The sequence below is a fragment of the Pseudomonas sp. CYM-20-01 genome (genome assembly GCF_023169845.1).
Taxonomy (GTDB): Bacteria; Pseudomonadota; Gammaproteobacteria; order Pseudomonadales; family Pseudomonadaceae; genus Aquipseudomonas; species Aquipseudomonas azotoformans.
Genome location: NZ_AP025169.1, coordinates 2,512,201 through 2,533,458, shown reverse-complemented (window position 1 = coordinate 2,533,458; position 21,258 = coordinate 2,512,201). Strand labels below are relative to the sequence as shown.

General features: G+C 61.0%; 18 protein-coding genes. 9 read left to right on the top strand and 9 right to left on the bottom strand.

Going from position 1 to position 21,258, the window contains the following annotated elements:
* Nucleotides 1-54: 54 nt before the first annotated feature.
* From M2497_RS11575 to M2497_RS11555, 5 genes are all read right to left on the bottom strand, one after another.
* On the bottom strand, nucleotides 55-771 hold the full coding sequence (locus tag M2497_RS11575) for an MgtC/SapB family protein (protein ID WP_058427147.1): 717 nt from the start codon (nucleotides 769-771) through the stop codon (nucleotides 55-57).
* A 16-nt stretch (nucleotides 772-787) separates the two neighbouring features.
* Entirely contained in the window at nucleotides 788-3,493 is a 2,706-nt protein-coding gene (mgtA, locus tag M2497_RS11570) for a magnesium-translocating P-type ATPase (protein WP_248487576.1), read from the bottom strand.
* Between the two features lie 446 nt (nucleotides 3,494-3,939).
* Nucleotides 3,940-4,284, bottom strand: a complete 345-nt coding sequence (locus M2497_RS11565) for an FKBP-type peptidyl-prolyl cis-trans isomerase (protein WP_248487574.1) — start codon at nucleotides 4,282-4,284, stop codon at nucleotides 3,940-3,942.
* A gap of 39 nt (nucleotides 4,285-4,323) precedes the next feature.
* Nucleotides 4,324-4,725 carry a type II toxin-antitoxin system HicB family antitoxin gene (locus M2497_RS11560; RefSeq protein ID WP_016977415.1) on the bottom strand — a complete coding sequence of 134 codons (402 nt, stop codon included), beginning with the start codon at nucleotides 4,723-4,725 and terminating at the stop codon, nucleotides 4,324-4,326.
* Nucleotides 4,726-4,776: 51 nt separating this feature from the next.
* Nucleotides 4,777-4,962: a type II toxin-antitoxin system HicA family toxin gene (locus tag M2497_RS11555; RefSeq protein WP_081049342.1), complete on the bottom strand. Its 186-nt coding sequence runs from the start codon at nucleotides 4,960-4,962 to the stop codon at nucleotides 4,777-4,779.
* Nucleotides 4,963-5,502: 540 nt separating this feature from the next.
* On the opposite strand from M2497_RS11555, the gene M2497_RS11550 reads away from it, so the two are divergent.
* Together M2497_RS11550 and M2497_RS11545 are read left to right on the top strand one after the other, a co-directional pair.
* Nucleotides 5,503-5,748 (top strand): DUF3077 domain-containing protein, encoded by a 246-nt coding sequence (locus M2497_RS11550; protein WP_016976709.1) that lies wholly within the window; start codon nucleotides 5,503-5,505, stop codon nucleotides 5,746-5,748.
* A gap of 151 nt (nucleotides 5,749-5,899) precedes the next feature.
* Complete coding sequence (locus tag M2497_RS11545) at nucleotides 5,900-6,787, top strand: nitrilase family protein (RefSeq protein WP_248487572.1); 888 nt, start codon at nucleotides 5,900-5,902, stop codon at nucleotides 6,785-6,787.
* 36 nt (nucleotides 6,788-6,823) lie between these two features.
* Here M2497_RS11545 and M2497_RS11540 read toward each other — a convergent pair whose 3' ends face one another.
* Nucleotides 6,824-7,444: a lipoprotein gene (locus M2497_RS11540; RefSeq protein ID WP_033902081.1), complete on the bottom strand. Its 621-nt coding sequence runs from the start codon at nucleotides 7,442-7,444 to the stop codon at nucleotides 6,824-6,826.
* Nucleotides 7,445-7,615: 171 nt separating this feature from the next.
* Here M2497_RS11540 and M2497_RS11535 point away from each other — a divergent pair, with 171 nt between their 5' ends.
* Nucleotides 7,616-9,112, top strand: a complete 1,497-nt coding sequence (locus M2497_RS11535) for a helix-turn-helix transcriptional regulator (protein ID WP_248487570.1) — start codon at nucleotides 7,616-7,618, stop codon at nucleotides 9,110-9,112.
* A gap of 102 nt (nucleotides 9,113-9,214) precedes the next feature.
* Nucleotides 9,215-9,487, top strand: coding sequence for a DUF1652 domain-containing protein (locus tag M2497_RS11530; RefSeq protein WP_071495081.1), 273 nt, complete (start codon nucleotides 9,215-9,217; stop codon nucleotides 9,485-9,487).
* Here the strand turns inward: M2497_RS11530 and M2497_RS11525 are convergent.
* Together M2497_RS11525 and M2497_RS11520 are read right to left on the bottom strand one after the other, a co-directional pair.
* Nucleotides 9,450-10,643, bottom strand: a complete 1,194-nt coding sequence (locus M2497_RS11525; RefSeq protein ID WP_248487568.1) for an MFS transporter — start codon at nucleotides 10,641-10,643, stop codon at nucleotides 9,450-9,452. The genes M2497_RS11530 and M2497_RS11525 overlap by 38 nt on opposite strands.
* 77 nt (nucleotides 10,644-10,720) lie before the next feature.
* On the bottom strand, nucleotides 10,721-11,029 hold the full coding sequence (locus tag M2497_RS11520; RefSeq protein ID WP_058425567.1) for an RcnB family protein: 309 nt from the start codon (nucleotides 11,027-11,029) through the stop codon (nucleotides 10,721-10,723).
* A 174-nt stretch (nucleotides 11,030-11,203) separates the two neighbouring features.
* On the opposite strand from M2497_RS11520, the gene M2497_RS11515 reads away from it, so the two are divergent.
* The 4 genes from M2497_RS11515 to M2497_RS11500 all read left to right on the top strand — a co-directional run bounded on the left by M2497_RS11515 (nucleotide 11,204) and on the right by M2497_RS11500 (nucleotide 18,546).
* Entirely contained in the window at nucleotides 11,204-15,430 is a 4,227-nt protein-coding gene (locus M2497_RS11515) for a DUF6543 domain-containing protein (RefSeq protein ID WP_248487566.1), read from the top strand.
* An 82-nt stretch (nucleotides 15,431-15,512) separates the two neighbouring features.
* Nucleotides 15,513-16,070: an XRE family transcriptional regulator gene (locus tag M2497_RS11510; RefSeq protein ID WP_058425569.1), complete on the top strand. Its 558-nt coding sequence runs from the start codon at nucleotides 15,513-15,515 to the stop codon at nucleotides 16,068-16,070.
* Between the two features lie 11 nt (nucleotides 16,071-16,081).
* Nucleotides 16,082-17,428, top strand: a complete 1,347-nt coding sequence (locus M2497_RS11505) for a glutamine synthetase family protein (protein ID WP_248487565.1) — start codon at nucleotides 16,082-16,084, stop codon at nucleotides 17,426-17,428.
* 20 nt (nucleotides 17,429-17,448) lie between these two features.
* Nucleotides 17,449-18,546, top strand: a complete 1,098-nt coding sequence (locus tag M2497_RS11500; protein WP_248487563.1) for a DNA alkylation repair protein — start codon at nucleotides 17,449-17,451, stop codon at nucleotides 18,544-18,546.
* A gap of 37 nt (nucleotides 18,547-18,583) precedes the next feature.
* Here the strand turns inward: M2497_RS11500 and M2497_RS11495 are convergent, their stop codons facing one another.
* Complete coding sequence (locus tag M2497_RS11495) at nucleotides 18,584-19,477, bottom strand: LysR family transcriptional regulator (protein ID WP_248487561.1); 894 nt, start codon at nucleotides 19,475-19,477, stop codon at nucleotides 18,584-18,586.
* A gap of 130 nt (nucleotides 19,478-19,607) precedes the next feature.
* Between M2497_RS11495 and M2497_RS11490 the strand changes: the two genes are divergently transcribed.
* Nucleotides 19,608-21,254: a GMC family oxidoreductase N-terminal domain-containing protein gene (locus M2497_RS11490; RefSeq protein ID WP_248487559.1), complete on the top strand. Its 1,647-nt coding sequence runs from the start codon at nucleotides 19,608-19,610 to the stop codon at nucleotides 21,252-21,254.
* The last annotated feature ends 4 nt before the right edge of the window (nucleotides 21,255-21,258 follow it).

The window sequence follows — 21,258 nt, the reverse complement described above, 5'->3', positions numbered from 1 at the left end:
TTCCTTGTCACAGCATAGCCAGCTTTACGCAGGGCAATGCCTGACAGCGGGGGACTACTCGGTGGTACTGGGGCTCCAGAACGCCTGCACCACCAGGGTCGACATCGAAATTCGCGCCACCAGGGCGTCCAGCTCATCACCGTCTACCGAGGTCACGGCCAGGGTGGCTTCGATTTCCACTTCTTCCGTGCCAAAAGGCCGCACGTCAACGTCGCTGGCGGGATAGTTACAGCGTGCAAGCTCGGCTTCCAGCAAGGCCAGTACGGCCTTCTGCTGAGTACGCCGGGCAATCACATACAGGATGTTGGTAACTTCCGCCGACACCACGTCCAGTGGCTGACGGTTGATGTTATTGACGATCGGCCGCAGCAAGGTGTTGGCCGCCAGTATGAACAGCGTGCCCAGCAGCGCTTCGAGGACCAGGTCGGCGCCCGCGCAAGCACCCACCGCCGCCGATGCCCAGAGGGTGGCAGCCGTGTTGAGCCCGCGCACATTGCCTTCTTCGCGCATGATCACGCCGGCGCCGAGAAAGCCGATGCCCGACACCACATAGGCCACTACCCGCACCGCGCCTTCCGCGCCCCCCAGGCGGCTGGCCATGTCGACGAAAATCGCCGCGCCCACCGCCACCAGCACGTTAGTGCGTAGGCCTGCCGTGCGCTGGCGGTACTGACGCTCAAAACCGATCAGGCCACCCAGGATGAAGGCTGCGGTGAGGCTGACCAGGGTGTCGACCAGGGATTCGAGGTTGATGTTGTTGATTGCTTGCATAGGAAATCTTCCCTGTTCATTGCCAGCCAAACTTACGGATGTAGTACCCCTTCACCGCCTGAGTCAGCGCCATGTACGCCAGCAGGATCACCGGCAGGAACACGAAATACAGCGACGGCAGCGCCTGCAGTTTGAAGTAGTGCGCCAGTGGCCCCATCGGCAGGAAAATCCCCACCGCCATGATCACGCCCGTCATCACCATCAACGGCATCGCCGCACGGCTTTGCAGGAACGGGATCTTCGGGGTGCGGATCATGTGCACGATCAGCGTCTGGGTCAGCAGCCCCACCACGAACCAGCCGGACTGGAACAGGGTCTGGTGGTCGGGGGTGTTGGCATCGAAGACATACCACATGAGTGCGAACGTGGTGATGTCAAAGATCGAGCTGATCGGCCCGAAAAACAGCATGAAACGGCCGACATCTCCCGGTTGCCAGCGTTGTGGTTTGCTCAGCATCTCGTCATCGACGTTATCGAACGGGATCGCAATCTGCGAAATGTCATACAGCAGGTTCTGCACCAGCAGGTGCATCGGCAGCATCGGCAGGAACGGGATGAACGCACTGGCCACCAGCACCGAAAACACATTGCCGAAGTTGGAACTGGCGGTCATCTTGATGTACTTGAGCATGTTGGCGAAGGTGCGCCGGCCTTCCAGCACGCCCTCCTCCAGGATCATCAGGCTCTTTTCCAACAAAATGATATCGGCCGCTTCCTTGGCGATGTCCACCGCACTGTCCACGGAAATACCGATATCGGCGGTACGCAGTGCCGGCGCATCGTTGATTCCATCACCCATGAAGCCCACCACATGCCCGTTGGCCTTGAGCAGGCGCACGATGCGCTCCTTGTGGCTTGGCGTCAGCTTGGCGAACACATTGGTGGTTTCCACGGCCTTGGCCAGTTCGGCGTCGGTCATGTCCTCGATGTCGTTGCCCATCAGCAGGCCTTGTTGCTCCAGGCCCACTTCGCGGCAGATCTTGGCGGTGACCAATTCGTTGTCACCCGTCAGCACCTTCACGGCAACGCCGTGGGCCTTGAGCGCCTTGAGCGCGGGCGCGGTGCTTTCCTTCGGTGGGTCGAGGAAGGCAACGTAGCCGATCAGGGTGAGGTTCTTTTCATCCGCCAGGCTGTAGGTGTCGCGCCCCGGTGCCATCGGCTGTGCGGCCACGGCGACTACGCGCAGGCCTTCTTCGTTGAACGCAGCGGTCACCTGCCGGATGCGTGTCAGCAGTTCCTCGGTCAGCGCCTCGTTGGTCTCGCCATGGCGCACGTTGTTGCACACCGAGAGAATTTCTTCCACGGCGCCCTTGCAGATCAGCAGGTGCGGTTGGCCCTGTTCGGCGACCACCACCGACATGCGGCGACGGTTGAAGTCGAACGGGATCTCATCAATTTTCTGGAATGCAGTGCCGACTTTCAGCTCGCGATGCACCTCCACGTGCTCCAGCACCGCCACATCCAGCAGGTTTTTCAGGCCGGTCTGGTAGTAGCTGTTGAGGTAGGCCATTTCCAGCACGTCATCGGACTCTTCGCCCCACACATCCACGTGGCGTGCCAGGAAGATCTTGTCCTGGGTCAGGGTGCCGGTCTTGTCGGTGCACAGCACGTCCATGGCGCCGAAGTTCTGGATCGCGTCCAGGCGCTTGACGATGACTTTTTTTCGCGACAGGAACACCGCGCCTTTGGCCAGGGTGGAGGTCACGATCATCGGCAGCATTTCCGGGGTCAGGCCCACGGCAATCGACAGCGCGAACAGCAGCGCTTCGGTCCAGTCACCCTTGGTGAAGCCGTTGATGAACAGTACCAGCGGCGCCATCACGAACATGAAGCGGATGAGCAACCAGCTGACCTTGTTGACGCCGTGCTGGAACGAAGTGGTTGCACGGTCGGTGGCGGTCACACGCTGGGCCAGCGCGCCGAAATAGGTGCTGTTGCCAGTGGTCAGGATCACTGCCGTCGCCGCGCCGGACACCACGTTGGTGCCCATGAACAGGATGTTTTCCAGGTCCAGCGGGTTGCGGGTGTGGGCGTCGTGCTGGTGGGCAAACTTTTCCACCGGCATCGATTCGCCGGTCATCGCCGCCTGGCTGACGAACAGGTCCTTGGCACTGAGCACACGGCAATCGGCGGGGATCATGTCACCGGCGGACAGCACAATCAGGTCGCCCGGCACCAATTGCTTGATCGGCAGTTCAATGCGCTTGGCTTCATCACGGCGCAGCACCGTGGCGGTGTTGCTCACCATCGCCTTGAGCGCATCGGCAGCCTTGTTGGACTTGGCTTCCTGCCAGAAGCGCAGCAGCGTCGACAGCACCACCATGGAGAAAATCACGGTGGCGGCCTTCATGTCTTCGGTCAGCCAGGAGATCACCGCCAGCAGGGTCAGCAGCAGGTTGAACGGGTTTTTGTAGCAGTGCCACAGGTGCACCCACCAAGGCAGCGGCTGCTCATGCTCGACTTCGTTGAGGCCGTATTGCACGCGCAGGGCGTCGGCCTCCTGAGTGTTCAACCCCTCGGCGTGGCTGCCCAGGGTGCCGAGCAATTGCACGGCACTGCTGTTGGCCGAGACCACCAGGGTTTGCGCCAGGGTCGGCGGCACTTCGCGGCTGACGCTGGCGTCGGTCACGGTTTCGAGCATCGCCAGGCGGCGGAAATGCCGGGCGATGTGCCGGGTCCGCAGGAAGCCGGCGAAGAACTCTTTGAGCAGAGTGAGGTTCATGGTGTTACTCCTGCGCGAGGAAAAAACCGTCGTGCAGGTACCGCCGTGTGCGCCGCACCCTTTTTACAGGCACAGCCACCCTGGCCCGCCTGCCGCAAAGGGCAGGCGCGTCCGTAGCATCCCGAGGTAAGCCGGGCGCTGGTCAGCGTCGATGAGAGGGATTCGGGCAGGAGCCAGGACTGGCCGCTGCCGGGATGCCGCTTCTCGCTTTTAGTGGCGAGACAACGGCATCGGAAAAATGCGCGTTACCTTGCCAAGCCTGTGCCGGTTACCGAAACCGGCCGACTACTGTCACTCGAACAAGTACCCACTGAGGGTCTCCGCTATTGATGAAAACGCGCGAAGCTTACGCCCCGATGATGGGAGAGTAAACCGTAGGAAAGTTTCCGTATGGTGAATAAGAGGATTCTTCAGGGAGGGTTCAGGAAGCGTTTGTCTTGGAGGTCTCAATCATCCCGCGTCAGTACTTCCAGCAACTCAATCTCAAAACGCAGGTTACTGTTGGGCTTGATATGCGCGCCCATCGACCGCTCGCCATAGGCTAGATGCGCCGGCACGTACAAGGTCCGCACACCGCCGACCTGCATGCCCATCAAGCCCAAGTCCCAGCCCTTGATCACCCGTCCGGTGCCGATCACACACTGGAACGGCTTGCCGCGCTCCCAGGACGAATCGAACACCGTGCCGTCCTCCAGGGTGCCTGTGTATTGGGTGGTGATCAGCGCGCCCTTGACAACGGCTTTGCCGGTGCCGGGGCGGATGTCGGTGATTTGGAGTTCTTCGGGGCTCATGGGGAATCCGTTGGATAGATAGTGTTTGCTTGAGTTGGTTTACGCTGAAAGCTCGCGCAATGCAGCAGTCGCCAGGAACCCTGACCGCGATGCATAGCGATGGTCCTTCTGCACACGCTCATCAATGCGTTGCAACAGATGTTCCGGCAAAGAGGCATTAAACCGCACTGACTTGCCCAGATAGGGCGTTAGATCAAAGTCAATGATCGCCCAGACACCACCTGCGAAATCCGGATTACCTATATGAGCATCAACCTCCTGCGCCTGAGGAAGCTGTTCTTGATCGGCAACCAGGCCTTCAAGGTGCAAAGCCAATGCTTCACGAACATTATCCAATGCTTCGGAGAAAGATCCACCCGCCGAGAAACACCCCGGCACATCAGGAACGGTCACGCTGTAATCCGAGTCAGCGTCTTTATGCACTACCACTGGGAATTTCATTGATCCTCCTCTGGACGAGCCCTTCGGCGCTCGTCCAACGCTCCAGCAGAGTCATTGCTTGAGCCCTGCTGACTTGAAAATACTGTGTAGAGTGCCCTTGGCAATCTCCGCCTTGGGATGAGGGACGGTTACTCTCCCCCGCTTCACAGGGTGTTTGAACTGGTGATGACTCCCCTTCACCGCCACCTCAACCCAACCATCTGCAACCAACAGGTCAATCACCTCTCGACTTCTCATCGCCCACCCTTAGGTGTGTATATTACACACCGCTAAATGGCAATGCGTTTTTTGTACACACATGACACACCAATGAAAAAAGCCCGCCGCCCCTCAAGCAAGCTTGCGTGCCGTGATGATGACGATGTGCGAAACCTTTGCGCCAGAGAACTAATGTCAGTTTTTGTGCCTTGATCTTATGGCGCCACAAGGAATATTGGAGAGATGAAACACCTCAAATCAGTGACATTTCCCTTTAACTCGCAGGACGTTTCCGAGAGAATCCCAACCGCTTGCGCCGCTCAAATCACGTGGCTAGTCTTCGTCGGTCACTGCCAATTCAGTGACTCGGGGTTTGGTAGACCACGAGTGATTAGGCGCTAAGCGCCCCCTTATGCAAGGCGCTTTTTTTCGGCCCTGCGTTATGGTGGCCGTGCGCAGGGCACCTTCGGGTGCACCGGGTCCTAATCACCGGTCTACCAATCTGCGTACGGTCACCACCCTTAAAGTCGTTTGGTAGCGATGGTGGTGACATTCCAACTTAGATTAGGAGTTGAACCCATGGACAAACCTGTCCCCGCGCCACCCGCTTCAGAACTGCAATTCTTCACCACCACCCCAGACCTCAGCTTCGAAGACGCCCTGGCCCACGCCAGTAGCGTGTTGCGTTGTGCCGCCGTTGCGGCGCAAACGGCCGGGGATCAACTGGAAGGGACTTCACGCACGTTGGTGCTGTCGGTCATGCATCTGGTGGACATGGCCAGTGTGATGGTGGATCGGTCGCTGGAGTGTATGCAGCCGAGCTGAATGAGTTACGGCAAGAAGCCTTGCTTCTTGCCGTAACTAAGCGCTTCAGATTGGCAGGCGCCAACTGACAACCTAAACGGAAGCACCTGATTTACACCTTGCCGCCCTATCACCTCTTATGTAGAGCAGTCCCCCATAAGAGTCCCCTGCAATGAACCCAGCTATCAGCCCTGTCCGCGTTTCTGTCGTGCAGTTTGATCCCCAGGTAGGAACGCAGCACCGCACCGCTAACCTGCAGCACAGCCTTGCGCTCGCAACTGAAGCGGCCAACGGCGGCGCCACACTGATCGTGCTTCCAGAACTTTCAAACTGCGGTTACTTCTTCGCCAATCGCCAAGATGCCTTTGACCATGCCGAAATTGTTCCGAACGGAAGAAGCGTGCAGGTATGGATCGAATTTGCTTCCCGGCATCGTGTGTATCTGGCTGCGGGCGTTAGCGAACTAGACGGCATGCAATTGTTCAACACCAGCGTCCTGATAGGCCCGGACGGCTTTATCGGCAAGTACCGCAAAGCGCACCTCTGGAACTTGGAAAAACTATGGTTCACCCCTGGGAACACAGGTTTCCCTGTCTTTGATACTCCCATTGGACGTATCGGCATGCTGATCTGCTGGGACATCTGGTTTCCCGAGGTACCGCGCATTCTCAGCCAGCAAGGCGCCGATATCATTTGTAGCCTGAACAACTGGGTATGGACCCCTCCCCCGTTATTTGATGAGGCCGGCAAGTGCATGGCGTCTTACCTGACGATGACCGCAGCGCACGTCAATAACGTGTTTATCGCAGCAGCCAGTCGAATTGGTGAAGAGCGTGATGCCCGTTATCTCGGGTGCTCATTGATTGCCGGGACCAATGGTTGGCCCATCGGCAAGGTGGCGTCGGCGAACCGCCAGGAGATTCTGTTTGCCGATATCGACCTCAGCAGCGCGCGCAGCGCACCGATCTGGAACAATCTCAATGACCTGCAAAGGGATCGGCGCGCTGATATCTATGATCAGATGCTTGGCTACACCCAGCACCCGGCACTCCCACGCTGAGAGAAGGAGACACACCCAACACTACCACTGTGGTCCTTATAGCCACCGCCAGAACCGACTCCAAAACCCCCGCCCCAAATCATCCTTGCACCGCGCATATTGCGCCGCATACAGCTGCGACCGCGCCTGTACCTTGCTGGCCACCGGCGGCAGCCAGGCCTTGGCGGCGTAGGTGCGCTGACGATAGCCGCCCCAGCCTTCGTGGTAGTTCAGGTACTGGCCGTAGGCGTCGTATTTGTACACGCCGTTGACGGTGTAGGTCTTGTCCATGTACCAGCCGACAAAGTCGATGGCATCGTCGAAGTCCTGGCGACTGGCGCCGCTGCGGCCGGTGCTCTTGCGGTAGTCGTTCCACACCTCGTCCTTGGCCTGGGCGTAGCCGGCGGCGGTGGAGACGCGGCCCCAGGGGATGATCCACAGCAGGTATTTGCGCGGGGCCAGGGCGTCCTGGTGGAAGCCGGACTCCTGATACATGATGGCGAACGGCACCTGGATCGGCACGCCCCAGCGTTTTTGCGTGACTTTGGCGGCGTCGTACCAGTCGTCCTTTTCGCGGAAGATGCCGCACAGGTCATTCGGCGTGCGTGGCGGCGAGGTGCCGCACGCCGCCAACAGGGAGGTGAGTAACAACAGTCCGACGGCTTTGCCTGCGCTCAAGGGGCACCTTTGCGAGATATGCGTAAAAGGCCGGCATTCTACGCGCCCCCTGCGCGGGATGCCGAGTGGTGGCTCATCCCAGCCGGTTCAATGCCAGTGCCCCAGTAATGCATCCGCACTATCCTGAGCCCCAGGTGTCGTACTCCCATATGCCGACCCCCAGGAGAACCCATGACCCAGGATGTGCTTGCCAAGGAAACCAACCGCCGCCAATTGCAGCAGATCATCTCCGGGCTATCCGACGGCGTGATCCTGGCCGAGGTCGATCAAACCATCCTGTGGGCCAATGAGGCCGCACTGACCATGCACGGCGTGGGTGACGTGATGGGGCTGGGGGCCAACGGGCAGCAATATGCCGAGCGCTTTGTCCTGCGCTATCGCAACAACCACCCGGTGCAGGCGGACAACTACCCGCTGGCCAGGGCCGCCGCGGGCGATGAGTTCAGCGATGTGGTGGTGGAAGTCACCCCCATTGCCGATGAGGAAAAGACCTGGGTGCACCGCTTGCGCAGCCTGGTGATCACTGACTCCCGCGGTGAAGCGGAATTGCTGGTACTGATCCTCAGCGACGCCACCGAGTGGGCCAGCGCCGAACAGCGCTTCGAAAAAACCTTCAACGCCAACCCGGCGCCGGCGGTGATCTGTCGCCTGAGCGACTTGCGTTATATCAAGGTCAACCAGGGTTTCCTGGAGATGACCGGCTACAACCGCGACCAGATCATCGGCAAATCCGTGTATGAACTGGATGTGCTGGAACAGGCCGAACGCAAGGACCTGGCCATCCAGCGCCTGGGCGAAGGCGCGACCATCCCGCAGATGCAGGCCGAACTGCGGCTGCCCGAAGGCGGCAGCAAGCTGGTGATCGTCGCCGGCCAGCCATTGGACATGAACGAAGAGGACTGCATGCTGTTTTCCTTCATGGACCTGGAGCCACGGCGCAAAGCGGAAATCGCCCTGCGCCAGAGTGAGGAACGTTTCGCCAAATCCTTCCGCCTGACCCCGGTGCCGACCCTGGTGTGCAACGCCAGCAACCACCAGGTGGTGGACGTCAACGAAGCCTTCATGAGCATCACCGGTTATACCAGTGAAGAGTTGATCGGCAAGTCGATCGAGGACATCGACTTTATCGACAGCCCCCAGGCTGGCGCGCAGCTGTTCGCCCGCCTGGAAAAAGCCGGCAACCTCGACGGCCAGGACCTCAAGGTACGCAAGAAAGGCAACGAGGTGATCGACTGCGTGGTCTCCGCCGACACGGTCATCATCCAGGACGTGCCCTGCTACCTGCTGGTGATGATGAACATCACCGAACGCAAACGCTCGGAGCTGGAACTGGTGGCGGCCATCGAGGAAGTGATGCAGGACGCCTCGTGGTTCAGCCAGACCCTCATCGAAAAACTGGCCAACGCCAAGAGCGTCAACAGCGCCAGCCAGTCGAACGTGGCCTTCACCGACCTCACCGCCCGCGAGCGCGATGTGCTGGGCCTGATCTGCGAGGGGCTGGCCGACAAGGAGATCGCCTCGCGCCTGAAACTGGCGCCCAACACCGTGCGTAACCATGTGGCCACGGTGTATTCCAAACTGGGGGTGCACAGCCGCAGCGCGGCGATCGTCTGGGCCCGTGAACGCGGGCTGTTTGCCGGGGAATTGCGGGTCAAAAACAAGCCATGACAGTGCAAATGCACTAGTACACCTAGTGCGAATTCGCCTTATTGCAGCGAGGGCTAATCAATAACCTTCTCGGTATCGAACCTGATGCCTGAAGGAACCTGCATGTTTACCCTCGCCCAACTGCGAAACTGCATCGAAGAAGGTCTGTCGCCGCTGACCTGCGAGTTCACCCTGTGCCGGGATGCGTCCCTGACCCTCAAGGTCTACGACGCCGAAACCGGCCGGGTCGACCTGGTCGTCACCGGGATCAGCACCAACCGGCTGCAGACCCCGCAAGAAGTGGAAAAGATGGTGGATGAGCTGCGCTACGAACTGCAAAGCAACACCATGGGCCAGCTCACGCTGGATGACTTGCCTTCAACGACGCCCCAATGAAGTAGAACACCCCGCCCGCGACGATAAACGCCCCCAGCATCCAGAACATGTAAGGCGCCGGCAGGCTGGCCAGCACCAGCCCGCACAGCACCGGGCCCAGCGCCGCGCCCAGGTTGGACAGGTTCTGCGCCCCGTAATACATGCCGCGCAAGTGGTCCGGGGCGATCCGGTCGATAAACATGTATTCGGCCGGGAACACAATGATCTCCCCCACGGTGAACACCGCCATGGCCAGCACCCACCACAGCACGCTGGTGGACAGCGCGAAACCGATGAGCCCCAACATGAACATGCCCAGGCCGGCGATCAACCATTGGCCCAGGTAGCGGTGCGAAATGCGCCGGCCGATCACGTACTGCAAGGCGATCACCAACACCGCGTTGGTGACCAGCACGGCGCTGACCACGGTGTAGGTGTAGTCGGCCGTGGTGGTGGTCACCAGGTATTGCGACAGCCACGCGGTGAACTGACCGAATACCACGGCACTCAGTACACCGCCGAGGGTGAAGCAGACAAGGCGACGATCCTTCAACAGCACCCGGCCAACGGCGAGGAACGGCACTGGCTTTTGCGTGGTGTCGACGGTCGCCAGCGTACGATCACCCCAACGCCAATACAGCAGGAAAAACCCCAGCCCCAACAGCGCCGACAGCACAAATGGCAAGCTGATTTCCACCTTGGCCACCACCGCGCCAAACGCCGGGCCGACGGCATAACCGATATTGGTCAGGGTGTACTTGATGGAAAACACTTCGCTGCGCGCGTCCTCGGGCAACAGGCTGGCAAAGCCGGCTTTGGCGGCGATATCGATCACGGCATGAGCCAGGTTGATCAGGATCAGGCAGGTGTAGAAGGTCCAGATACTCCCCGCGAGCACCATGCCGACAAAGCCCAGCAGGAACAGCAAGGTAAGGGCCAGCAACAGCCGGTAGCTGTGGATACGATCAACCAGAAACCCGCCATACACGCTGAGCAGCGAGCCAACGATCAACGAACTGCCGATCACCAGGCCGACCTGGGTAATGTCGAGGGCGAAATGGCGGGTGAGGTAAATCACCAGGTACGGAAAGGTGATGGCCTTGGCCAGCGTGAGCAGCAACGTCGAGGACAGCAACAGGTTAACGGTGCGGGGGTAGTTTCTTATTGTGGCAAGCATCCTGCTCTCTTTCCTTGAAGGTAACGCGGCCTTTATAGCCGGCTACCTTAACTCAGGAACAGGACCTAAATACAAGGTCATTTCTTGACGGGGGTGATCTCGAGAATGGTGCCGTTAGTGGTCTTGAGCAGCACGAAACGGTCGCCCACCCGTGCCCATTGGCTGTCTTCTTCAGGCTGTTTGAGACCGCGCTTTTTCCAGTCGCTGACGGCCGACTCCTTGCGCATCAGGATATCCGGGGCGCGGTCACCTTCCTTCAGGTCACGGGTGTTGATGCTGGAAGGCTTTACCGTCTCCTGGGGTGTATCACCGGCGTGCACGATAAAGCTGGCGGTGGACAGGCTCGCGGCGACCAGCAGGGAGGCGAACAGGGATTTTGATGTCATGGGTGTTCCTCAATGAATGATGCGTACCCAGGTTCGGACCGCTGCGGCACGCAAACATTCAGCCGCAATCACAAACACCGCACACGCCCCCCTTCGACGTATTAACGGGATAGCGCACACGCAGCCCGCACCCGCAGCACCATGGCCATTCACCTTATTTTGCAGGTAAATGACATGCGATACGGCAACGCTCTATCGACCCCGATGATCACCACGTTGAACGCGCGCGACAACCGCCGCGAAAGCCGCCTGGTCCAGAGGATCCAGACCCTGAACAGCGAAATCAGGCAGCTGTTGCAGGGGCAACCCACGTTTTTCAGCTGTGTGCAGGATGCGTTCAACCAGGCGTTCAACACGCTGACCACGCCCCTCGACCTGACCAGGACCTACCTCAAGATCAACCCGGCAGACGCGTCCCCTACCGAGCCGGCTCAAGCGTTGAATCCGTTGCTGCCGACACTCATGGAGGCCGCAGTGGAACGATTGGTCACGCAGCACTCCGCCCACTACGCCAAGCACGCTACCCGCTTTCACCTGACCTGCGACGGTCGGGACTACGGCTCGGCACTGGCACTCACCCCGCAGGCCTTCGACGGTTTTCTCGATACGCTGGCAAGCACCCTGGTGGCGCGCTTCAACACCCAGGTCGAACAGTTCTGGGGGACGCCCATCGACACCAACGATACCCGCACCAGCAAACAGTGGCTGGCCGAGAAGCGCCTGGATCTGATGAGAGCCGAAGCCGAACTGCTGAAGATCGACAGCCTGCTCGATGTGTCGAGCGAGCTGCTGCTCCTGCGTGTCATGCGCTACCCGGATGCGGCCTCCCGACGCGCCTTGAACGGCTACCGACCCTGCGCCTTGGGCGTGGCGGTCAAGGACAAACTGTCGCGGGATATCCCGCTGTACGGGGCATTCGTGCTCACTGCCCGAGACCCGGACGACGCCCAGGTGCGCTTCGAAGGCGAGGAAAAACCGCTGCAGATGCGTGACATCGCCCCCCAAGCCAACGTCGGCAATGTGCTGTTGTACCTGCCGACCAGCGGTTTCGAAGCCTTCGACTCGTTGGCCGGCCTTGACCGTGAACTGCATCGGCGACTCAACAGCGCCGTCGAGTTCGGCGACATCCTGGCCCTGATGAGCCACAACGATCGCGCCAGCGGCCTGGCGTTTCACCAGCAACAACCCCAAGGCGACCAGTTTCGCTACCTCGAACGGCTGGAGTCGGTCTTCAGCGATAGCCTGCACGACTTGCATGAGCGGGCACAGGCAGACTTCAGCTGGATGATTGCGCACTACCAGCGTCAGCCCCACGGCCTGGCCCCACGACAATTGCCGGCAAGCCTCGACCGGGTCACCGATCTGACCCGTGCCTTCGATGCCAGTGGCGTCCTGGTCGCCCGCCATCAGAAAAAACTGCGGCGCCAGCTCCAGCAGTTTCTCAAGCAAGCGAGCCCCGGCGATCAACAACGCTGGACGAGCGCAGTACAGGAATACGCCGATGAGCTGCAGCGGCTGTCCGTGCCCGAGGGGCTGCCCTCCCTGTCCCAGTTCAGCGACCCCGCCGCCGTACTGTCCTACAGCAATGAGCAGTTGCGCAGGCAGCTGGAGGACGACTACGGCGTGGTGACCGACCCGGACACCCTCATCATCCACACCAAAACCTACGCCGCCCGCCCCACCGGCAGCTATGTGGTCGGCGGCAAGCCACAACCTCCGGCGACAGGCACGCCGGTCTACAACACGCGCACGCTGACCCTGACCGCATTGGCGCTGGAAAACATCGAATGGCTGGATCTCAACTTCACAAACTTCGCCTGGCTGACCGATAAAGACCAGGCGCCCTATACCGCGCTGACGGTGGCGCAAGTCAAGGAGCTGGTACGCAAGGTCAATATCGGTGACAGCTACGAGCAATTCCTCAAGTCGCGCCTGGTCAGCTCCAGCGAGGCGCACGCCGACCAGGATCGCTACGCCCAACTCATGGCCTTGCAACTGCGGGTGGACGCCATCGAGGCCAAAATCGCCGGCGACTTCCTGCCGGACCGGCTCGACCGCGGGTACAACTGGGTGATGAGTGCCCTCGCCGGCCCCACGGATGACGATAAACGCCCCACCGTCGAAGAGCACCGCATCATCGTCAGCAGCCTGAAACTGCGCGGTGAACGGGTGCGCGGGGTGCTGGTGTTTTCAACCGCGTCCCACAGCGTCGCCTCCCTGGTGGTGTATACCCCCGGCACCGCCAACGGTCGGCTGTTCCACGAATACGCCGACGCGTCGGCCATGCACCGCGACTTCATCAACCACAGCGCCTGGCGTGACTACCTGACTGCCCGCGTGCAACTCAGTGCCCGCCCGCGCATCCACAACCTGCTCAAAGGTGGGGCGAATGAAACGGTCATCGCCTTGAGCCGTATCGCCGATCACTTTCTGGAAGAGGCTTACCAGGCCGAAGCGTCTGCCGTGATCAACGATGCCAATGCGCAATCGACCAGCACCCAGGAAGCCAACCTCGAAAGCGCCGCCACCCTCGTCACCGCGGCACTCGACTTCGCCACGTTGTTCCTGCCGGTCAAGGTCATGCTGCCGATTGGCCTGTCCAGAAGCATCCTGTCCATCATCAATGCCGTGGAAGCCGCCCAACTCGGCGACCGCACCGCCGCCGCCCAATACATTGTGCGGGCCCTGGGTGAAATGGTGGGCGCGGTGATCGACGGCGCCATCGGCGGCGCGCGTTCGGCGAGTAGAGGTATCGCAACCGGCCCCAAACTTAACCCGAAGCTGGCGTTGCGCAGCAAGCCCACGGGCGTCAAGCCGCTGGCAGGATGGGAAGACCAGCAAATCTACGTACAGGATACGGCGACGCCCGGGGCCTTCGAGGCGCCTCGGCATTTCCTGCAGGAGAGTGGCCGCTGGTATTCGATCCGCAGGGATCACGATCGTCAGGTCTGGCGACTCAAGGACCCACGGCGCGCACCCAGTGCGTACCCGGGCGAGCCGCTCTACCCCACGGTTCAAGGAGCCTGGGAGATCCGCTCGCCACTCATCGGGCTGTTCGGTGGTTCACCCCCTACCGTGCCGGAAAGGGCGTTGATGGATCTTTTACCGCACCTGGACCTGCAACAGGCTCAAAGGGTGTTTGAATCCTTCAATTTCCCCGCGTTCAATAACCTTGAACACCAGATGTCCCTGGTGTTCCGCCTGAGCCAGGCGCCAAGCCAACTCGATCTAAGCTTTGCGTACCTGCAAACCACCGAGAACCGCTTCTGGTCCAGGTTGCATGGTACCGACCTGCCGGGCACCCAAACCGTCACCGCCATCGGCCCCGCCCCCGGGCCAAGCAGGCCAGCCCTGCCGCCTCAGCGCCCTGTGCGCAGCGACGCCGAGCGTTTTGTGGATTGGGGGCAGGCCTTTGCGCCACAGACGATGACCCCTGTGCCGGGGCGCCCGGGCGTGTGGCGCCGAAGCCAGGCAACGCCGAGCCAGGCGCTACAGGACTACATCAAGATCAACGGGCGTTACTACGCGATCCTGCCAGGCGATAGCGTATTCGCCACACAAGGCGCGAGAACCGCCATCGTGTCGGCGGACCAGCCTCACTCGACATTCGCGCAATTCGAGCACGTGGTCGCGAACGCGCCGTTTGAACAACCCAGGCTCGTGGAATACAACGCTCACTTGGACACCTGGCTCATCCACCCGCAGCCGCCGCTTCCCTCATCGATTGCCACGCACATGAACCGCATGTTTCCCCACTTCGACCCACGCGCCCGCGCCCAGGTTGGCGCAAGCCTGTTCAACACAGCGAACCCATCCGGGCTGACCGCAAAAGGCTATGCGCATGTGCTCAACACCCTGCAGGACTGGACCGAATGGACCAGGGGCGCTGTCGGCACACTGACCCAGCGGCACACTCTGATCGCGAACGATCCGTTGGCACTGCTGCCCACCTTGCCGAGAGGGCCAGGGCCATTCGAGTGGTCATTGGGGGTTTCAAATGAGTTCAACCTCATACGGTTCGATACGGCTGGGGTACGTCCCGTCCTGGTTTCAAACCTGTTGGAGCGGCCTACCCAAATCAACATCAAAACGCTGATGCGCGAACTGCTGACAGACAGCCACTACGAAGTCTTCGACTCGCGGTACAGCACCGAGTTGATCTTTCGGCGCCCAGACCGACCGACCTGGTATTGGCTGACATTGCGCAAGACCCACTCCCCGAAGCTGTCCGCCAAACAGTACAACCCTCAAGCACCCACACCGGCCAACCTGGAAGGACAACGGTATGCCCTGCGCGATGCACTGATTCAAGCGCGCGACGAGGGGAACCTGCTGCTGTTGGTCGGCGGCGTAGAACTGACAGGCACCTGGGGCGTGAAACCCTTTATCTTCCGACCCTGAGGCCAATGCCATGGCGAAGGTGCCGATTGCCTGCATGAAATAATTCCTGTAGTTTTTCATGAAATTATTCGACATAAATTTCATGACACCCCAAGAAGAACTCGCCACCCTCGCCGCGCTGATCCATGACCTGCGCAAGCACAAGAAGCTCACCCTCGCCCAGCTCGCGCAGAAAATCGAGCGCTCGGTGGGCTTCCTGTCCCAGGTCGAACGCGGCCTGTCGCGCCCGACCGTGGCCGACTTGACCGCCATCAGCCACGCCCTCGACGTGCCCACCACGTACTTCTACAGCCAGCCCAAACCCAAGGCCGTGGACTGGATCACCCGCCCCAACGAGCGGCGTACGGTGTATTACGCCAACGGCATCACCGACATCCTCGTGTCACCCAGCATGAACGGCGCCTTCTCGATGCTCGACAGCCTGCTGGCCCCCGGTGCCAACAGCGGTGAACAGACCATGAGCGACCGCGCCGAACAAGCCGGTTTTGTGCTGGAGGGCGAGTTGACGTTGTGGGTGGAGGGTGAAGACGGCTCAGTCACCCTCGGCCCCGGCGACAGCTTCCACCTGGCCAGTTTCGCCCACTGCCGCTACGCCAACCTGACCGACCTGCCCGCCCGCGTGTTGTGGGTTTACAACTAGGAGCAACACCCGTGAAAAACCATGCCTCCACGTTACTGGCCGAAGTACGGACCTTTCGCCAGAACCACCCGGACGTGCGTTATGTCGACCTGATCGCCCTGGACATTCCCGGGCACTTCTACGGCAAGCGCTACCCCATCGAGATGCTCGAAAAAGTCGCCGCCGGCAGCCCGTTGAAGCTGCCGCAGAACGCGGTGTTGCTGGGGGTTCAGGGCGGGTTGTTCAAAATTGGCGACTACTGCTTCAACGATGGCGACCCGGATGCCAACCGCCGCCTGGTGCCGGGCACGCTCAAGCCGGTGAGCTGGGAATCGCAGCCGCTGGGCCAGATGCTGATCACCTCGGACGGCACCGAAGCGCCCATCGAATTCGAACCCCGCGAAGTGCTGGCCAAGGTGCTGGAGCGCTTGCAGCACAAGGGCATTCACCCGGTGGTGGCGTTCGAGCTGGAGTTCTACCTGTTCGACAAGAAACTCGACAACGGCCTGCCGCAATTCGCCCGCGACCCGCTGAGCGATGACCCCGACGACCAGCCCAACCTGCATATCGAACGGCTGTCGCGCTTCAGCGAAGTGCTCGATGACATGGCACAAACCGCCAAGGACCAGGGCATCGACATCACCGTAATGACTGCCGAGATCGGCCCCGGCCAGTTCGAGATTAACTTCGGCCACCTCGACGACGGGATGCGCGCCGCCGACTGGGCCGCCCTGTTCTGCCGCAGCACCCGTGGCGTCGCGTTGAAACACGGTTACCGCGCTAGCTTCATGGCCAAGCCCTACCTGCAATACCCCGGCAGCGGCATGCATGTGCATGTCAGCCTGTACGACGGCGCGGGTAACAATTTGCTGGCGGCACACCAGCAGCAATCCCTGCGTCATGCCGTGGCCGGCTGCCTGGAATTGCTGCCGCACTGCATGCCGATCTTCTCGCCCAACCACAATGCCTTCCGGCGCCTGGGCGGCACAGTCAACGCCGCCACCCGCGCCAGCTGGGGCTTTGAAGACCGCGACGCGTGCGTGCGCATCCCCGAATCCGACCCGCGCAACCTGCGCATCGAGCATCGTCTGGCCAGCGCCGACGCCAACCCGTACCTGGTGCTGGCCGCGATCCTGGTCGGCCTGGAACATGGGCTCGAAGCCAAGCGCGACCCCATTGCGCCGCTGAATGAGGACCGCAGCAGCGGCAGCGACTTCCCCCTGGAAATGCTCGACGCCGTGCGTGCCATGCAGCATCAAGCAGTATTGCGCGATAAGCTGGGCGCCGAATTTGTCGACGTGTACTGCGAAAACAAACGCCAGGACCACCTGGCCTTCCAGCAAGAGATCCATGCGCGGGAATATCGCTGGTTTCTCTGACATCACCTACGGAATCACCGATGACCGACCAAAGCGCCCCGGCCCTCAAGGAAATCTTCAACGTCGAACGCCTGCAACACATCGCCAGCGAGATGACGGCGGTGTACCCGGCGTTCGACGCCAAGGGCTTTCTCAAGCACGCCAAGGCCGGGCTGGCCGAGCTGTCGGTGATGCAGCGCATGGCACGGGTCAGCGAGAGCCTGCATGCGGTGATCCCACTGGACTACCCGCAAACCCTCAAGGTGCTTTATGCGTTGGCCCCGCGCTTGAACAGCGCGTTTGTCAGCCTGTTCCTGCCGCACTTCGTGGCGAGTTACGGACGGGATGATTTCAAGCATTCAATGGCCGCGCTCAAGTACTTCACGACGTTTGGCTCCGCCGAATTCGCTATCCGCCACTTTTTGCTGCACGACTTCCCGCGCACGTTGGCGGTGCTGCACGAATGGTCGCTGGATGCCAACGAACACGTGCGTCGCCTCGCCAGCGAAGGTTCGCGGCCGCGCTTGCCCTGGTCATTCCGCCTGGCCGAGGTGCAGGCCAACCCTGCGCTGTGTGCGTCGATCCTCGAAAACCTCAAGGCCGACAGCAGCCTGTACGTGCGCAAATCAGTGGCCAACCACCTCAACGACATCACCAAGGACCATCCGGAGTGGGTGCTCAGCCTGATCGAAGGCTGGGACCTCGATAACCCTCATACCGCCTGGATTGCCCGCCATGCCCTGCGCAGCCTGATCAAGCAAGGCAACACGCGCGCGCTGACGATCATGGGCGCCGGGGCCAGGGCCGAAGTAAAGCTCCACCATCTGAAAGTGACGCCGGCGGTGATCAACCTGGGTGAGCGGATCAACCTGTCCTTCACCCTGGAATCCACCGCCGCAGCCCCACAGAAGCTGGTGGTGGACTATGCCATCGACTATGTGAAAAGCGCCGGCCACAGTGCGAACAAGGTATTCAAGCTCAAGGGGTTCAGCCTCGGTGCCGGGGAGCAGCAGCACCTTCGGCGCGAACAGCACATTCGCGACATGACCACCCGCAAGCATTACTCAGGCCGGCATGTGGTGCATGTGTTGGTGAATGGGGAGAGGCTGGGCAGTGCCGAGTTTGAGTTGCGTGCCTGACGGGGTCTGGTGCTCCCACAGTATTGATCCAGTTTCGTCAGTTGGCTTCGCCCAGCAACAAGCCTTGCTCCCGTGCGCACAACTCCACCACGTAATCCCATAACACCCGCAGCCGCACTGACTTGTGCAATTCCCGGCGCGAGCTGATCCAGTAGCTGCGCTGGATCCCCTCCCCCGGCAGCAACGGCACCAGTTCCGGGTCGCCGGCGGCCATGAAGCACGGCAACACCGCAATGCCCAACCCGGAGCGCGCCGCCTGATGCTGGGCGATCACGCTGGTGCTGTGGAATACCACCTTGGGGTTGCGGCAGAAGCTGCTGAGGAATTTGAGTTCCTGGCTGAACAGCAGGTCGTCGACGTAATCGATCCACGCGTGTGCCGCGAGGTCTTCGCGTTTTTCAATCGGCGGGTTGCGCGCCAGGTAGGTGCGGCTGGCATAGAGGGCCAGGCGGTAGTCGGTGAGTTTGCGCGTGACCAGTTGATCGACGCTCGGCCGTTCGAGGTGGATGCTGATTTCCGCTTCGCGATTGAGGATGCTGACAAAGCGCGGCACCGCCACCAGTTCCACTTCCAGACCGGGGTAGCGCTCGAACAGCCCGCCCATGCGGCTGGCGAGGAACATTACGCCCAGGCCTTCGGCCACACCGAGGCGGATCTTGCCCAGGGGCGCGGCCGAGTGGGTCAGTTCGTCTTCAGCCAGCAGCGCAACGTTTTCCATGGCCTCGGCGTGCTTGAGCAAGGCTTCGCCGGCGGGGGTCAGTTCGTAGCCCTGGGCATGCTGCACGAACAGCGCGGTGCCGAGGCTTTTCTCGATGGCTTCGATATGCCGGGCGACGGTGGCGTGGGTGGTTTTCAAGCGTTGCGCGGCGGTCAGCAGGCGGCCGCTGCGCTGCAATTCAAGAAAGTACCGCAGGTCGTTCCAGTCGAACATGACGCCTCCATTGCCTATCCCTGGGCTGCGCTGTTTAAAAACGCACAGCAGCTGGGCAAAAACTAACATTTTTAAGACGAAAACTAACAACTAGGATGGGGCCAATAAGAAAAACAAGCGAGACCTTCAGATGCCCATTGCAACTGCTGAATACGATTACATCGTCGTAGGCGCCGGCCCCGCGGGCTGCCTGCTGGCCAATCGACTGTCCGCCAACCCCGCACATCGCGTGCTGCTGCTCGAAGCCGGTGGCCGCGACAACTACCCCTGGATCCACATCCCCGTCGGCTACCTGTTCTGCATCGGCAACCCACGCACCGACTGGTGCTTCAAGACCGAAGCCCAGGAAGGCCTGCAAGGCCGTGCACTGAGTTATCCACGGGGCAAGGTGCTGGGCGGCTGCTCGTCCATCAACGGCATGATCTACATGCGTGGCCAGGCCCAGGATTACGACGGCTGGGCCGCTGCGGGGAATGAAGGTTGGGCGTGGAAGGACGTGTTGCCGCTGTTCAAGCAGAGCGAAAACCACTTTGCCGGCGGCTCGGAGTTTCACAGCGACGGCGGTGAATGGCGGGTCGAGCAACAGCGCCTGCACTGGCCGATCCTCGACGCGTTCCGCGATGCGGCGGCGCAGAGTGGCATCGCCAACATCAACGATTTCAACCAGGGCGATAACGAAGGCTGCGGCTACTTCCAAGTCAACCAGAAAGCCGGGGTGCGCTGGAACGCGGCCAAAGCGTTTCTCAAGCCGGTGCGCCAGCGGCCCAACCTCACCGTGCTGACCGAAGTGGAAGTAGACCGCGTGCTGCTGGAAAACGGCCGTGCCTCCCAAGTGGTCGGGCGTCAGCAGGGCCAGCAAGTGAACTGGAAAGCGCGCCAGGAGATTGTGCTGTGCGCCGGCGCAGTGGGTTCGCCGGGCATCCTGCAACGCTCGGGAATTGGCCCGTCGAATGTGCTCAAACCGTTGGGCATCAATGTATTGCACGAGCTGCCCGGCGTCGGCGGCAACCTCCAGGACCACCTGCAACTGCGGCTGATCTACAAACTGGAAAACGCCCGCACCCTCAACCAGATCGCCGGCACCCTGTGGGGCAAGATGGGCATGGGCCTGCGCTACCTGTATGACCGCAGCGGCCCGTTGTCGATGGCGCCCAGCCAGCTCGGTGCGTTTGCCCGCTCCGGCCCGGAACAGACCTCGGCCAACCTGGAATACCACGTGCAGCCGTTGTCGCTTGAGCGATTTGGCGAACCTCTGCACCCATTCCCGGCGTTTACCGCTTCGGTCTGCGACTTGCGTCCGCAGAGCCGGGGCCGTATCGACATCCGCTCGGCCAACCCGGCGGACGCACCGCTGATCCGCCCCAACTACCTCAGCCATCCGGAAGACCTGCGCGTGGCCGCCGATGCCATCCGCTTGACCCGTCGCATCGTCGCCGCACCGGCCCTGAGCCAGTTCAAGCCGGTGGAATACCTGCCGGGTGATGCGCTGCAAACCGAAGCGCAATTGCACGAAGCCGCCGCACGCATCGGAACGACGATCTTCCACCCGGTCGGCACCTGCCGCATGGGCAGCGATAAAGACGCTGTGGTCGACGCCCAACTGCGGGTGCACGGCGTGCCCGGTTTACGCATCGCCGATGCGTCGATCATGCCGCGCATTACGTCCGGCAATACCTGTTCACCTACGCTGATGATCGCGGAGAAGGCCGCGCAGCTGATCCTTTCGCCGAATACAAGGAGTCTCGCCCCGGAGAAAGAACTGGTTCATGCAATCTGAATAG